Origin of the sequence: Paenibacillus sp. NPDC057934, assembly GCF_042887565.1 — a bacterium.
In the GTDB taxonomy this organism is placed as follows: Bacteria; Bacillota; Bacilli; order Paenibacillales; family Paenibacillaceae; genus Paenibacillus_AQ.
This window is the reverse complement of the sequence record NZ_JBHVPB010000013.1, coordinates 93,873-108,656: the sequence shown is the minus strand read 5'-3', so window position 1 is coordinate 108,656 and position 14,784 is coordinate 93,873. Positions and strand designations below refer to the sequence as shown.

General features: G+C 35.1%; 11 protein-coding genes. 9 read left to right on the top strand and 2 right to left on the bottom strand.

Annotated elements, in window-relative coordinates; translation table 11 throughout:
* Positions 1-32: 32 nt before the first annotated feature.
* A complete protein-coding gene (gene tagD / locus ACFVRY_RS25860) occupies positions 33-422 on the bottom strand; it encodes a glycerol-3-phosphate cytidylyltransferase (protein WP_387503170.1) in 390 nt (129 codons plus the stop codon).
* Between the two features lie 18 nt (positions 423-440).
* Positions 441-1,940: a CDP-glycerol glycerophosphotransferase family protein gene (locus tag ACFVRY_RS25855; protein WP_387503169.1), complete on the bottom strand. Its 1,500-nt coding sequence runs from the start codon at positions 1,938-1,940 to the stop codon at positions 441-443.
* Between the two features lie 192 nt (positions 1,941-2,132).
* On the opposite strand from ACFVRY_RS25855, the gene ACFVRY_RS25850 reads away from it, so the two are divergent.
* From ACFVRY_RS25850 to ACFVRY_RS25810, 9 genes are read left to right on the top strand one after another with little or no spacing between them, the layout of a single operon-like run.
* Positions 2,133-3,203 carry a glycosyltransferase family 2 protein gene (locus ACFVRY_RS25850; RefSeq protein WP_387503168.1) on the top strand — a complete coding sequence of 357 codons (1,071 nt, stop codon included), beginning with the start codon at positions 2,133-2,135 and terminating at the stop codon, positions 3,201-3,203.
* Positions 3,204-3,241: 38 nt separating this feature from the next.
* A complete protein-coding gene (locus ACFVRY_RS25845; protein ID WP_387503167.1) occupies positions 3,242-5,341 on the top strand; it encodes a glycosyltransferase in 2,100 nt (699 codons plus the stop codon).
* A gap of 45 nt (positions 5,342-5,386) precedes the next feature.
* Positions 5,387-8,119: a glycosyltransferase family 2 protein gene (locus tag ACFVRY_RS25840; protein ID WP_387503165.1), complete on the top strand. Its 2,733-nt coding sequence runs from the start codon at positions 5,387-5,389 to the stop codon at positions 8,117-8,119.
* A gap of 47 nt (positions 8,120-8,166) precedes the next feature.
* Positions 8,167-8,946, top strand: a complete 780-nt coding sequence (gene rfbF / locus ACFVRY_RS25835; protein WP_387503164.1) for a glucose-1-phosphate cytidylyltransferase — start codon at positions 8,167-8,169, stop codon at positions 8,944-8,946.
* 22 nt (positions 8,947-8,968) lie between these two features.
* Positions 8,969-10,057, top strand: coding sequence for an NAD-dependent epimerase/dehydratase family protein (locus tag ACFVRY_RS25830; protein WP_387503162.1), 1,089 nt, complete (start codon positions 8,969-8,971; stop codon positions 10,055-10,057).
* Positions 10,058-10,083: 26 nt separating this feature from the next.
* Complete coding sequence (locus tag ACFVRY_RS25825; RefSeq protein WP_387503161.1) at positions 10,084-11,184, top strand: FkbM family methyltransferase; 1,101 nt, start codon at positions 10,084-10,086, stop codon at positions 11,182-11,184.
* A gap of 18 nt (positions 11,185-11,202) precedes the next feature.
* Positions 11,203-12,300 carry an FkbM family methyltransferase gene (locus ACFVRY_RS25820; RefSeq protein ID WP_387503159.1) on the top strand — a complete coding sequence of 366 codons (1,098 nt, stop codon included), beginning with the start codon at positions 11,203-11,205 and terminating at the stop codon, positions 12,298-12,300.
* A gap of 20 nt (positions 12,301-12,320) precedes the next feature.
* Positions 12,321-13,487 (top strand): glycosyltransferase, encoded by a 1,167-nt coding sequence (locus tag ACFVRY_RS25815; RefSeq protein WP_387503157.1) that lies wholly within the window; start codon positions 12,321-12,323, stop codon positions 13,485-13,487.
* A 24-nt stretch (positions 13,488-13,511) separates the two neighbouring features.
* The gene (locus ACFVRY_RS25810) at positions 13,512-14,783 is read left to right on the top strand and encodes a UDP-glucose dehydrogenase family protein (RefSeq protein WP_387503156.1); all 1,272 of its coding nucleotides are present in this window, start codon (positions 13,512-13,514) and stop codon (positions 14,781-14,783) included.
* Position 14,784: the final 1 nt, after the last annotated feature.

The following is a 14,784-nucleotide window of genomic DNA, read 5'->3' as shown; positions in this document are numbered from 1 at the left end:
GAGTCCAGGATGCTGGACTCGCTTTTTATTATTTAATTTTGTTGAAGATTTGTCTTAATGGATGTTGTGGATATATCTGGTGTTCTTTCAAGATAGACTACTTCGCAAAAGTCTCTTAATTCATCAAACTTTCCTTTCCAATCATCTCCCATTACGAATAGATCAATACTTAATTCGACAATGTCCTGTTTTTTTTGCTCCCAGCACTGCTCTGGGATAACCTCGTCTATATATTTGATGGATTCGAGCATCATCTTACGTTTTTCGTATGAGAAATAGGCTGCCTTTTGTTTAATAGAATTAAAATCATCTGTAGAAAGAGCAACGGTTAGATGATCGCCGAGTGCTTTTGCCCGTTGAAATAGAAGAATATGTCCGTAATGAAGGAGGTCAAAAGTTCCATATGTAATTACTTTTTTCATCAAAGTTGCCTCCTTAACCTAACCTACAATGTTTAAAGATTCAAGTTTCTCGTTCACAAGAGTGATCATTTCAGGACGAGAGCTTTGCTGAAGAGCTTTCTGGTAGTGCTCGATGGCAGCCTTAGTATCTCCTGTTAGTTCATAGACGTACCCCAAGTTATATAGTAGATCTTCATCCCAAGGGAAATGTCGATGACCGACCTGGAATGTATTGATAGCTTCTTGTGGGTCGTTATTTAACAAATGTAACATACCATTCATAGAAAATATATCAGGATCGGCCGAGTTGCTTTCAAGGTAAGTTTGAATTGCCTCATTTGCCTGAGAGAGGTTTCCTTGTTCTATGATATACTGTATTTTTTTCTTAACTTGCTGCTGCATTTGTCGGTGCTGCAATGAATTCTTACGTCTTTGCTCAATAAGCTCACTATTACATTGAATATATTCATCAATAATTCCCCATATCCTCTCCGAGGATTGATGATCCTTGTATTTGTGGCATAGATTCATTATTGTATTTCTTTCATTCTCATACCAAGTAGGTTCTTTGATAAAACGAGTGATGGAGTCTTGCAACTCTTGCTGTGAGTCAATTTTGGGCCCCGGTGTCCAGAACTCATAAGGCTCGAATAGTAATCCACGATTTAACCTGTAATCCTCCAGATCAGTAGGCAGGAACATCACAGGGCGATTCAATAACAGATAATCAATATAGACAGAAGAATAATCAGTAATTAGCATATCGGCTGAGCCTAGAACATCATATAAATCCATTTTAGATGATTCTAGTATTTTATCATTCAATGTGTATATTCTTTCAGCATTTAGTTCCTGTAATTCATTAGCGAAGAAGCTCTCCTCAAAAGGGTGGAGTTTGACGACCATCATTATCTTATGTTCACGCAAGAAATTTAATAGCTGTAGTTTATTGAATTCTGAAAGTCCAAAGAGATTACTGAAGTTCTTTCCGCCTTCTTTTTTGTCTGGAGTTATAATGGAGTTTCGGAATGTAGGCATGAAAAAAATGATAGTCTCCCCCGAGTCTTTCCAGCTTCGAAATAACTTCATCAAATTATCCCTGCTATTCGCTGTAAGCAAGGCATCGTTACGTGGCACTCCTGTGATGTTATATTGATGTATTCGAGCTCCATTACAAGCATTCATGGCTGTGTTATACAAAGAAGAATAAGATATGATCATATCAACGTTAGACCAATAGTTGTCGATGTTTGTGTCTGGTGTGGTTTCTTGCCTATCCATTTTAGCCATGCCCTTAAGAGGAAAGCCATGCCATAATTCGATATTTATCTTGTCATTGCGTGAAGCATGTTCACCATGAGTTGTAACATAAACATCACTATGGTTAAGATCGCGATTATACAATGCCTGATTTGTTGTAAGTAGTTCTATATCGTATTTTTGTCGCAGTTTGTCAGTAGCCGCATGGTATAAGTAATAATTATTTGATCCTGAAGAAGACGTCTGAAACAAGGTGATCTTAATTTTGTCAGTGGTCATCAGTAGTCCTTTCGTAAGCGAAAATTAATATTGTATAGTTTCTTATCGGTTGAATTATTGAGAGGATAAAGGTATTTATATTTATATAATATTGGAAAATGATTCATTTGTTATATTTGTTAAGAAAGCTCCAGTAATTCGACAAAAAAACCGATAATATTATTAAAAGCTATCAAAAGAGGTATTAACTTTATGGGACAAACGATATCCTTGGTTATGATTGTGAAGAATGAAGAGAAAACACTGAAACGCTGCTTAGAAAGTGTCCTATCTTATGTAAATGAGATTATAATCGTGGATACTGGATCAACTGATAATACCAAGCAAATTGCAAGTGGATTTGGAGCTAAAATATTTAATTATTCTTGGTGTGATAATTTTGCAGATGCAAGAAACTTTGCTTTATCGCAATCAACTAGCCAATGGAATTTAGTATTGGATGCAGATGAGTACATCTCTAATGAGTGTGGAAATGCTATACAAGATTTTATTAATGGTAACCCAGCTCTCGGTAAAATCAGAAGAATAGATACTTTTATCAATACTGACGGAATGAATAGCGAGCAAATTTATATCTCAAGGCTCTTTCCTTCCTACTGTCGGTATTATGGAAGAGTACATGAACAAATAATATCAGATCTCCCGCGAGTTAAAGTAGATATAGAAATTCAACATGATGGTTATTACGGACAACAAAAATCAAATCGGAATATTCCTCTGTTAAAAAAAGAAATCGAAGAAAAACCACAAGACCCGTACTATTATTACCAGATCGCTAAGGAATATCGTGGTCTTGAGGAACATGAGCAAGCATTTAACCATTTGAAGGAAGCATACAAATGGTTAACTCGCCAAGAAGGTTATGCCCCCAGTGTAATTGTTAATTATCTATACGCGATAATTGCATCAGGTCATTTGGCGGACGGTTTAAATATTATTGATAATGAACAAAAATTTCTTAATAATTATGCGGATTTCTTCTTTGTCTCAGCGCTTTATTTATTGGAACTTATACAAAGTAATCCAGCCCAATTCAACGAATTGATACCTTTAATTGAACACTACTATCTTAAAGCTCTAGAGATTGGAGAAACAGGCCAGGAAGGAAGCGTGATCGGTGCTGGGAGTTTTGCTGCACATCATAACTTGGGAGTGTTTTATGAAGTAATAGGAGACATAGAAAAGGCGACACAGCAATACATCAAAGCTGCTGCCTACAACTATAAACCTTCTAACGATAGATTAATATATCTTGGATTATAATTCTTTGTACGATACTTCAAAAGTTAGGGAGTATATTAATGGAAAAAACGAGTATCATTTTGTACTGCGATAACGAGTTATCATACACAATAGAATGTATAGATAGTATTCGTTTATATAGTGAAAAAGGAACTTACGAAATCATAGCAGTTGTGAATTCTAGTTCTACAGATGAGACAATAAACTGGTTTATTGATCAGACGGATATCATTATTTCTTCTTGTGACGATGACGCGAATTTACAAAAAATCTGGAATTCGGCCATTCAGATATCTAAAGGTAATAATATTTTATTTATGCATTCTAATACTGTAGTTACAGAGAACTGGTTAACTAATTTGCTGCAAGGTTTATATGTCTCCGAGAATATAGCGGCTGTTGGACCGTTAAGCAATTATCACACAAATGATAGACAGATGCTAGGTGCGGACTATTCTTCAATGGATGAATTACTGGTATTTGCTAAACAGCAATTTCTAGTGGGAGTTATGGAAGGTGTTATAGAAAAGTGTCTTACTATTTCTGACTTTTGTTTTGCTGTTAAAAAGTCAGCTTTATTGGAAAATGGGCTGTTTGATGATGCTCTGGAATCAAATTCATTCATGGCAGACTTTTGTTTGCGTTTACTGAATACGGGTTATCAAATCGCCTTATGCAGGAATGTATACATACATCACTATGGAAGATTAGAGACGAATGAAAAAGAAGCACCATTATTTTATGAAAAATGGTCCTTCGGATTGCAAACAATGAAGTTACAAGAAGATTTAATAAATAAAATAGAAAATCCAGCAGATCATATGCATGTATTAGTACTTGGTTGTGGATGCGGTACATCTCTCAGAAGCTTGTTAAACCTATATCCGGAAGCTGTAATTTCGGGAATTGAACTTGACCCGGTGCAAGCCGAATTAGCGAGTGTGATAGGAGACGTAACTGTAGGACCGTTTTTGGAACAATTAAATCGTTTTGAAAAAAATAGCTTTGACCATATCCTTGTAACAAATCACTTCTTTGAATCAGCAAATCCATTGAAAGCCTTAAGCATGGTACTTAACTACCTCCGTGGAGATGGTGAACTGATTCTTGAATTGGACAATCCACGATCTTATGAAGGCTTTAGGGCGTTCTTCTCAGATCAGTTGATGATCAAATATCATGGATCTGTACCAACTCTGACTGAACTCGCTGTGTTTTTTGAAAAGAATAGTTTGTTTCAATCCAATATCGTTCCTTATGAGGAAATCTTAAATGATGAAGCGAGATATTTGTTTAATCATACTAAGTCGTTAATGAGTCCATTGGTACAGCAACAATTTAATATTTCTAAGTTTATTATTGTTGCTAAAAAAGTGCCTGAAACTTCATCTCTTCAAGCTGTATTCAATGATTTATTCATTGAATACACAGATGAAAAATTAGAGCGGATTCTACGGTATAATTCAAGCTTTATTCTTAATGCAGCTGAAACTTATGAGGGCCCCACAGTACCTTTGTTGAATCTTCTAGCGATTGAGAGCGTGGAACAAAAAAAATATGAAAATGCGTTATTATATTTGAACAAGGCCTATGAATTGGACCCAATAGATTCAAGTACGTTATTCAACTTAGGTACCGTTACTTATGTGCTAGGAGATACAGCAAAATCACTTGAGTGGCTAATACAGATACCAAACAAAAACGAAACGATAAATCAGTGGATATCAAAAATGCAAATGGAAATAACTCTAAAATCAGAAGACTTAAGAAAACAGAAGTTACTTTTACTAAGAGTCGAATATAACGTAAGCCAAAAGGATGCCTTGAGCTCGTTAGCGGAACTTATACAAAAGCAAATTGTACGGGTTGAGGATATTCTAACTATTGTCCAAGAAGACATCGTGGACAAACGCAAAGTGTTAAATGTATTCTCTGTATACCTCTATAAGAAGGGCATATTTGAACCGGCAGTGGCACTACTGGAGAAATCCTTAGAATATGATCCGGAATATGAACCCACTGTACTGCACTTGGCATTTAGTCATATTCAGAACGGAGATCAGAAAGAGGCATATCGGGTTTTGGAGGCATCCCAAATGAAAACACCTACCATTAATGAATGGCTTCATAAAGTCAAGGATGGGCTTAATACAATCTGAACAATAGCATTTAAATTGAAGTATTTTGATAGGATAGGTGAATATATGCCGATTAATGATATTAAAATAAGTATTATTATGCCAATGTATAATGTTGAGCAATACATTTCGGAGTCTATACAATCGGTATTGGCCCAGTCAGTGCGTGAGTTTGAATTAATAATCATTGATGACAATTCTTCTGACAAAAGTTACGAGATTGCAGCAGCATATGCTGAGCAGGATCAAAGAATAGTTCTACTTAAACAGACTATTGAAAAGGGAGCCTCTACTGCCAGAAACTATGGTTTACGCATGGCAAGTGGAGAATATCTCTTCTTTTTGGATGCTGATGATTTAATGGTTCGTGATACTTTAAAGATTCTTCTTAATACTGCTATAAGAGAACAGGCCGATTTGGTCATAGCCCATCATGAAACTTTTAATGAGCAGATGAAAGAGCTGGCTTGGATTTATGACGAATTCCCGTCTTTGAAACAATCAGGAGGGAAAAACATAATAGTAAATCCTGAATTATTTCAACTTCCGTATTGTTGGGGGAAGTTGTTTAAGAAGGACTTGATAAAGAACAACACATTCCCACAAAATATTATATTTGGCGAAGACCAAGTTTTTGTAGCGTATGCATATTTGAATGCCAAGAAGATTTATTTAGTAGATTCGGTTCTTTACGGCTATCGTAGAAGAGAGGGCCAGGTTACTCAATCTACATATATTTCACCAGCTACTTATGTAACAGATATTATTCAAGTCTTCGAATTGGTCAGAGATCATTTTGTTCATTGGAACGGTGATGAAAAAATCCAAAATAATTTATATGGATATTATGTGAATAGTTATCTGTTTAGAAATCTTTTTAGTTTTTTAGCCAGTGGATTACTTAGTGATGATCAATGCATACAATTATCAGTTTTGCAAAAATATAAAGAATGGGTTTATTCAATAAACCCTTCGGTATATATGGAAATTTGCGATAGCTTGAAGGATATAAACTTCAGGATAAGTAAAATGCTATCCGTATTTGATAAGGATGTGCAAGATTCCTGTAGGGATTTATTTTCTGCTTTGGATAAAAAAGATGATGAAATCGATCAGTTAAAGGGATTTGAAATGAGCAGTGTCTCATCGTTTAAAAAAAATCCGAAAATAACGATACAGACTGTTGCATATAATGTGGAGCATTTTATTAGGGAATGTGCTGAAAGTGTATTGAATCAATCATTTACTGATTTCGAATGGATAGTTTTGGATAATGGTTCCACTGACAAAACTAGAGATATTCTGAACGAGTATGCTTTAAAAGATAGAAGAATAAAACTCTTTAGTAGTGAGAGAAATAGTATCACAAATAATGAAGAATTAAATTCCGATTTTGTTAAATATGTATATGACCTAAAGACTGATTATTGGTGTGTTCTGGACAGTGATGATCTACTACATCAAGATTTTTTATATGAACTTTATAATGCTGCAATCAATAATAATGCAGACATAGCAGTCGGAGGTTCTCGGAAGTTTTTCGAGGCAGATGTTAGCCCTCCTGAATTACGTCTATGCCCAGATTTTTATATTGATAATATCAGTGATATAGGAGAGATATTTCCCTCGATTTATTTTATGTTTAGTGTTTATTGGGGTAAGCTTGTAAAATCTTCTTTATTGATTGATGTTTTCCGATTTCAAGAAAAAAATTCTCTGATGCTTAAACATACAAATGATACTTTATTTGGATTAGTGCTATTGAAGTTAGCTAAATCAGTGGTGGGAGTTAACAAGCCTCTTTATCATTATAGAATTCGCGCTAATTCTTACTATAATTCTTTTATTGATCCAAAGAGATATTTGGACTATGTTTTTATTTATCAAAAAAACAAGGAACTACTATTGGATTGGAATCAATTGAATACCCAGAATCACAATTTTATTGTGGATAAATTATTTTTTTCTATATTAAATTGTATTGATATCATATCAAAATCAAAAACGCTTTCTTTGAGAGAGAAGCTGCAAGGAATAGAGGCTATCTTATCAGACAAGTTCCTCTATGGGGTATTTGCTGAAAGAGGCATACTTGACAACATGATAGCTGAAACACAAAAGATGATGAAAGTTGTTATGGATAGTTTACCTGATAGCTCGTTGCTGACAGCACTTGAACACTATATATTTAGATTGTTTAAATCAATTGAGATGTTTAATTCTTCTAGGGGAAATAAGAATAACGCTTTGCTGATGTATTTATCTTCAATAGTTGATATAAATAACAAAAATAATTTCGGATCAGTTTTTGTATATCCTTTCCTATCAGTTCTGAACTTAAGAATATTTTCGGGAATTGAAAAACTGGGTGTTACAGCTGGTTTTTTAACTGAAAATGTAGTCTTGTTGCGGAACCTGGTCAATTCTCGTTTTGATTATGCAATGGAGATATGTGAAGAGAATTCCGGTCATCCACAGTATGATTTACTTAAACAATACTTAAAGCAAGAAAATCTAGAAATAGACTTACTGAAATTGGAACATGACAAACATGTAATGTTAACACATTTCAACAGAGAACAAGTTGATGACGGAATCGAAGTGCTGCTTAATGTACTTGAAAGATGTCCTCTTGATAGAGAAGCGCTTATCTACAAACTTAGATTGGTGGCAGCAAATAATGATTTAATAACAGCAGTCGAAACAGTTGAAGTTCTGAAGGCTTTTTATCCAGATGATATTGAGATTTCAGACCTATTAAACCAGATTAGGGAACTGACATATGTGGGCTCTAACTAACAGAAAAAAGTAAGAACCAAGATTGAATATAGGATGTGAACTATTCAATGAAAGTTGTTATATTAGCCGGCGGATATGGAACAAGAATTAGTGAAGAGAGTCATTTAAAACCTAAACCAATGATTGAGATTGGTGACAAACCTATTTTGTGGCATATTATGAAAATATATAGTCATTTTGGATACAATGATTTTGTGATCTGTCTCGGTTATAAAGGTTATGTTATTAAAGAATTTTTTGCCGAATATTATCTACATGCTTCTGATGTCACATTTGATTTCGCTAATGAGAATTTATTGACCATTCATAATAATGTATCGGAACCATGGCGAGTTACCTTAGTGGACACCGGTCTTGATACAATGACAGGCGGAAGAATTAAAAGAATCGAAAAATACGTTGGAAACGAAAGATTCATGCTGACTTACGGTGACGGTGTTTCGGATATTAATATAAGTGAATTGGAGAAATATCACATGCAGAAAGGTGGATACATCACAATGTCGGCTATCCAGCCGGGAGGGCGTTTTGGTGTTCTTGAGATTGAGGAACATTCAAATCGTATAGAACGATTCTCTGAGAAATCTAAAGAGGACGGTGGATGGATTAATGGAGGCTTTATGGTAGTTGAACCAGAAGTGTTTAGTCTAATTGCTGATGATACAACAGTATTTGAAAGTAGTACATTATCAAAAATTGCAGAAGAAGGTTCTTTGAATGCTTATAAACACCACGGTTTTTGGCAATGTATGGATACTCAGCGGGATAAAGGAGTACTAGAAAGCCTTTGGCGTTCAGGAAATGCACCGTGGAAGTTGTGGGAATGAATGTTATCTTAAAGGAGATATTATGAATATATCAGAGATAACTAGACAAGATATGGAGTTTATAAACAACTCTTTATCTGAACTAGATAAAGAAAAATTAATGGGTATGAACGTTTTAGTCACAGGGTTTGCAGGATCGTTAGGTTACACATTAATGCATTATTTTCTCTTATACGGTCATGAGTTGGGGATCAAGAAAGTTTACGGCATAGATAGTTATATTTTTGGAAAACCCAAATGGGTAGAACGGATTGCTGGAAGTGATTTATTTGATTTGAGAGAGATGGATGTAATCACGGGTGACTTTGATTTTGCAGGAGATGCAGATTTGATTTTTCATATGGCATCCTTGGCTTCACCTGTATTTTATAGAAAATATCCAATTGAGACCATTGATGCTGATGTAACCGGTCTTCGTAGATTGCTGGACTATTACAAACAGAAACCTATTAAAGGATTTTTGTTTTACTCAAGCAGTGAAATTTATGGAGATCCTCATCCTAGTCAAATTCCTACTTCTGAAGAATACTGGGGAAATACTAATACTGTTGGACCTAGAGCCTGTTATGACGAATCCAAACGTTTTGGCGAAACACTCTGCTATAATTTTGCAAGACAATACGATATGCCAATAACAGTAGTACGTCCTTTTAATAATTATGGTCCCGGAATGCGTATAAATGATCAAAGGGTTGTCGCCGATTTTGCTAAAGCAATAATTAACCGAGAAGACATAGTTATATATTCAAATGGAAAGCCGACTAGAACCTTTGATTACATTGCTGATGCAACAGTCGGGTATATCAAATGTGTACTTTACGGTGAATTCGATGTGTTCAATATAGGTTCGGATTATCCTGAAATTACAATTTTAGAATTAGCAGAATTATATCAAGCTATTGGAAAAGAACAGTTTGAGTATGATAGAAAGATCGTTTTTCAGATACACAGCGATAAAGAATATTTAGTTGATAATCCTAATCGGAGATGTCCGGATATAACAAAAGCTCGAAAATTATTACAATATGAACCAGTTATCCATGTTGAACAAGGGGTTCAGCGTTATCTAGAATATCTGAAAAATAGTGATAGAGATGAGTATGAATGGTAGGAAAATTGAGAGGATGAGGACCTGAAATGAATAAAGAATTTTCATTGGACTTACTGGAAAAAGATTCGGATTACTTGGAGTTTTTAACTGATGTTAGTAATAAAAACCCAAATGACAGACCCATTGTGTTGTTTGGAGCCGGTGCTTGGGGTGTGTGTTGTTATAGTGCAATTGAAAAATATTTCAAAACAGTTCTATTTTGCGACAATAATCCAGACAAATGGGGAACCACGTTAATAGGAGTTCCAATCATTAGTCTTGATAGTTTGAAAAATATATATACTGAAAGCAATATTATCATAACGTCACTAGATTACTATGATCAAATCTTGCAACAACTGACCGAACATGGCATGCAGGACCGAGTACTACAGCAATTAAAAGGATTTACTCATCTTGGATTTGCAGATTACTATAACACGGTAAGCAAACATAAAGCTGACTTTGAAAAAACTTATAGCTTGCTTGCTGATGATTATTCTAGACAAATTTTTTTCAATAGAATTAACTCCTGTATCACAGCTAACAATAAGTATTTGTTCCCGTTACGTAGTAACTCTCCTCAATATTTTGAAGATGGAATAGTGAAACTGTCTGGAAATGAGATATTTGTGGACGGTGGGGCTTACACCGGAGATACAGTAGAGGAGTTTCTACAACAAACAGAAGGAAAGTTTGAGAAAATATACTCTTTTGAACCTGAGGACTCTAAGCACTTAGAATTTCATCATAAGTTTTCAAACAATCAGAAGATTGAGTTAATTCCATACGGGCTTTGGAAAGAAAATGATATTTTGAAATTTGATGCTCTAGATAATGGTTCCAGTGGTGTGAATGAAGAGGGTGGTATTGAAATAAAGGTCGTATCTATTGATGACACTCTTAAGGATACCCCGGTAACGTTTATAAAAATGGATATAGAAGGTTCTGAACTCGAAGCGCTTGAAGGTGCGGAACAAACTATCAGAAGATACAAACCAAAACTGGCTATATGTATTTACCACAAACCTCTAGACATCGTGCAAATTCCCTTGTTTTTAAAAGAAATTGTACCCGAGTATAAAATCTATATTCGACATTACAGTGTAGGCATTGGTGAAACCGTGTGTTACGCAATAGCAGAATAAAGTTGAAGGGGGGATAATATGGGTAGCGAATTTTCGCTGAGAGCGTTAGAGAGAAAGTCAAATATCATGAGTATTTTAGCTTGCATAAGAAATAAAGAAATGATTGATAGGCCAATTATATTGTTTGGTGCAGGCTCTTGGGGAAGAGAGTATTTGAATTCAATTAGAGACTATTTTAAAACGATACTTTTTTGCGATAATGATACATCTAAATGGGGAACTTTTGTAGATGGGATTCAAATTATAAATTTTGATCAATTAAAGAATGTATATATGGATAGTTACATAACTGTAACATCCTTATCTTACTACGATCAAATCTCACTACAACTATTTAAACATGGTATGGAAGATCGGATGCTGCCTCCTTTGTATGGATTCACAGACCCTGAGTTTGCAGATTATTATAACACGGTAAGGGAACATGAATCGGAATTTGCAGAAGCTTATAAACTGCTTGACGATGACTACTCTAGACAGGTTTTTTACAATAGAATCAATGCTCTTATTACCGGCAACAACAAATATTTATTCCCATTGCGCAGTAAGTCTCCTCAATATTTTGAGAAAGGCATTATAGCTTTATCTAATAAAGAAATATTAGTAGATGGCGGTGCTTATATAGGAGATACAGTAGAAGAGTTTCTAAAACAGACAACAGGAGAATTTGAAAAAATTTATTCTTTTGAACCTGAACAAACGAAGCACTCAGCCTTTCTACAGGAGTTTTCCAATCCGAACATAGAATTATTTCCATACGGACTTTGGAAAGAGAACGATGTCTTGAAGTTTGAAGCTTTAGATAGCGGCTCCAGTGGTGTGAATGTAGCTGGAAGTATGGAGATAAAAGTTGTATCCCTTGATAATATACTTAAAGGTGCCCCTGTTACCTTTATAAAAATGGATATAGAAGGTTCGGAACTTGAGGCACTTATTGGTGCAAAAGAAACAATAAAAAAATATAAACCAAAACTGGCTATATGTATTTATCATAAACCTCTTGATATTGTACAAATCCCTTTATTTTTAAAAGAACTTGTACCTGATTATAAAATTTATATGAGACATTATAATATCAATATTTTTGAGACCGTATGTTATGCGGTAGTTGATTGAGATTCGGAGGCTTGGTGTCAATGGAGAGTGCCCAACGGATTGCTTTTATCCCCGGTGTACCTGTTGATAAAGGTGGAGTTGAAACGAGTATAATGAATGTCTATAGAGGAATGAATCGCCAAGAAATTCAAATTGATTTTATTGTTAGAAAACCCCAGCGCGGATTCTATCATGATGAGATCGAGGAACTTGGTGGGGATATCCTTAATATGTTTGAGGAAACACAGCATAAAGGGAATAAAAGATGGAATTTATTTATGGATTTATACTATATTTATAGTTTTTATAAAGTAATAAAAAAAAGAAGATATATTGCTGTGCATATTGCTAATCCTATTTCGGATGGGTATCTCATTATTGCAGCCAAGCTTTCAGGAATTCCGGTACGTATTGTTCATAGTAACAATACAGGCATAGATGATTATGTAAAAACAAGTTTCACTACAAAACTAAATAGGAAATTAAGATCCTTAGTGTGTAACAGATTTGCGACTCATAAATGGGGTTGTTCCCAAGCTGCCAATCAATATTTTTTCGGAAGCAAAAGTCTCAGTGACATGCGTATGGAAGTAGTGCCTAATCCTATTACTCTTAGTGATTTTACGAATATACAAATAGACAAAATTCAAGCTAAAGAACAATTGAAAGTGCCTACTGGAAAAAAGGTATTTTCTAATGTAGGTAGATTTGCAAAACAAAAAAACCAGTTATTCCTTCTCGAACTTTTTTCTGAGATGATAAAAATTAGAAGTGACTTACATTTATTGTTGGCTGGATCTGGTCCGTTGGAGTCTGATATTAAGGACAAAATAAGAATGTTGAACTTAGAGGGAGATGTAAGTTTATTAGGTGGGAATTCGTCTATTCCTCTGGTTCTAAGGGCTTCGGATTATTTTTTGCTACCATCAATTTACGAAGGTTTTGGTATTGTTCTAACAGAAGCGCAAGCAGCAGGTGTTCCTTGTTTTGTGTCGGATTCCTGTCAGCCTGAAGCAAACGAAGGACTTGTGGAATATATTCCGCTTGAAAAAGGGCTTATGTACTGGTCGGAGTATATTCTTTCGAGGATAGATAATGTCGATATTCCTCACAATATTTCAAATAATTTATTGAAGTATGATAAGTCGGTAGTAGCACCACGAATGCAAAAGGTATATCAATATGGGGTCATGTACAAAGATGCCTAAAATGATAAAAGTAGGTGGTATTTGGTGAATTATACTATATCAGTATTTGGACTTGGATTTGTAGGCCTCACAACTGCGCTTGCCTTTGCAGAGAAGGGGAATAAAGTATTTGGATATGACGTAAACGAGCAGAGAGTGAAAACATTAAAAGCAGGAAAACTTCCTTTCGTTGAACCAGGCTTGGATGAGGCATTGCTTAAACATCAGGATAAGAACTTTGTTATTACAAGCGCTCCGGAGAAGGCGGTCATTGAAAGTGATTTTATATTTCTTTGTGTGGGTACTCCTGGAGGAGAACATGGAGAAGCTGATTTAAAGTTTCTATACTCTGCTATTGATCTGTTCTCATCTGTGATTGATGACGGGAAATTTAGAACTATTGTGTTGAAATCAACTGTTCCACCGTCTACGACAGCGGAACGAATTATTCCATATTTAGAAGCGAAGGGTTTAAAACCAGGAAGTCAATTTGGTGTAGCTAATAATCCCGAATTTTTACGTGAGGGAAAGTGTTGGGATGATATGATAAATGCTGACCGTATTGTTTGCGGTACATCTGATTTAAGAGGAGAGGAAATGCTCCGTTCTTTATACAGTGACTTTTCATCCCCTTTTTTTGCTGTGTCTTTAAACACGGGTGAATTTATTAAATATCTTTCCAATACACTTCTTGCTACAATGATCAGTTATTCAAATGAGATGTCAAAGATTGCAGATGCTATAGGGGGGATTCAGATAAAAGAAGCTTTTGAAGTTCTTCACATGGATCGCCGATGGGGGAATGCGACCATGTCATCCTATGTATACCCGGGTTGCGGTTATGGTGGATATTGCCTGCCGAAAGATACAGCGGCCATGGTTGCCACATCTCTATCCAAAGGATATGAACCTCAAATACTGGAAAAAGTCATCGCAGTAAATGATTCCATGCCTCAATATATGGCTGGAAAAATTACTAAACATGCAAAAAAAACGGATAAGATCGGAATTTTAGGGCTGTCTTTTAAACCTGACTCAGATGATGTTCGTGACAGTTCATCAGCGAAAATAATAAGAATATTAATGAGAGAGGGATATAATAATATAGTTGCTTATGATCCTATGGCTAATAAACCTTTCTCAGATGAATATGAATTTAATATAGAATATGCAAGTAGTAAAGAGGAACTTTGTATTTTCTCAGATGTAGTCGTGCTGGTTACTGCTTGGAAGGAATTTGAAGATATTAGAAATTATATTAATGAGAAACCTTTGATTGACTGTAGATATTTTACGTTAAATCTTGAGCAGGAGTGAA

Bases quoted from the DNA above. Each gene is read 5' to 3' on its own strand.
- ACFVRY_RS25840 (WP_387503165.1), top strand. From the start codon at position 5,387: ATGCCGATTAATGATATTAAAATAAGTATTATTATGCCAATGTATAAT.
- ACFVRY_RS25820 (WP_387503159.1), top strand. From the start codon at position 11,203: ATGGGTAGCGAATTTTCGCTGAGAGCGTTAGAGAGAAAGTCAAATATC.
- ACFVRY_RS25850 (WP_387503168.1), top strand. From the start codon at position 2,133: ATGGGACAAACGATATCCTTGGTTATGATTGTGAAGAATGAAGAGAAA.
- tagD (WP_387503170.1), bottom strand. From the start codon at position 422: ATGAAAAAAGTAATTACATATGGAACTTTTGACCTCCTTCATTACGGA.
- ACFVRY_RS25855 (WP_387503169.1), bottom strand. From the start codon at position 1,940: ATGACCACTGACAAAATTAAGATCACCTTGTTTCAGACGTCTTCTTCA.
- ACFVRY_RS25825 (WP_387503161.1), top strand. From the start codon at position 10,084: ATGAATAAAGAATTTTCATTGGACTTACTGGAAAAAGATTCGGATTAC.
- rfbF (WP_387503164.1), top strand. From the start codon at position 8,167: ATGAAAGTTGTTATATTAGCCGGCGGATATGGAACAAGAATTAGTGAA.
- ACFVRY_RS25830 (WP_387503162.1), top strand. From the start codon at position 8,969: ATGAATATATCAGAGATAACTAGACAAGATATGGAGTTTATAAACAAC.
- ACFVRY_RS25815 (WP_387503157.1), top strand. From the start codon at position 12,321: ATGGAGAGTGCCCAACGGATTGCTTTTATCCCCGGTGTACCTGTTGAT.
- ACFVRY_RS25845 (WP_387503167.1), top strand. From the start codon at position 3,242: ATGGAAAAAACGAGTATCATTTTGTACTGCGATAACGAGTTATCATAC.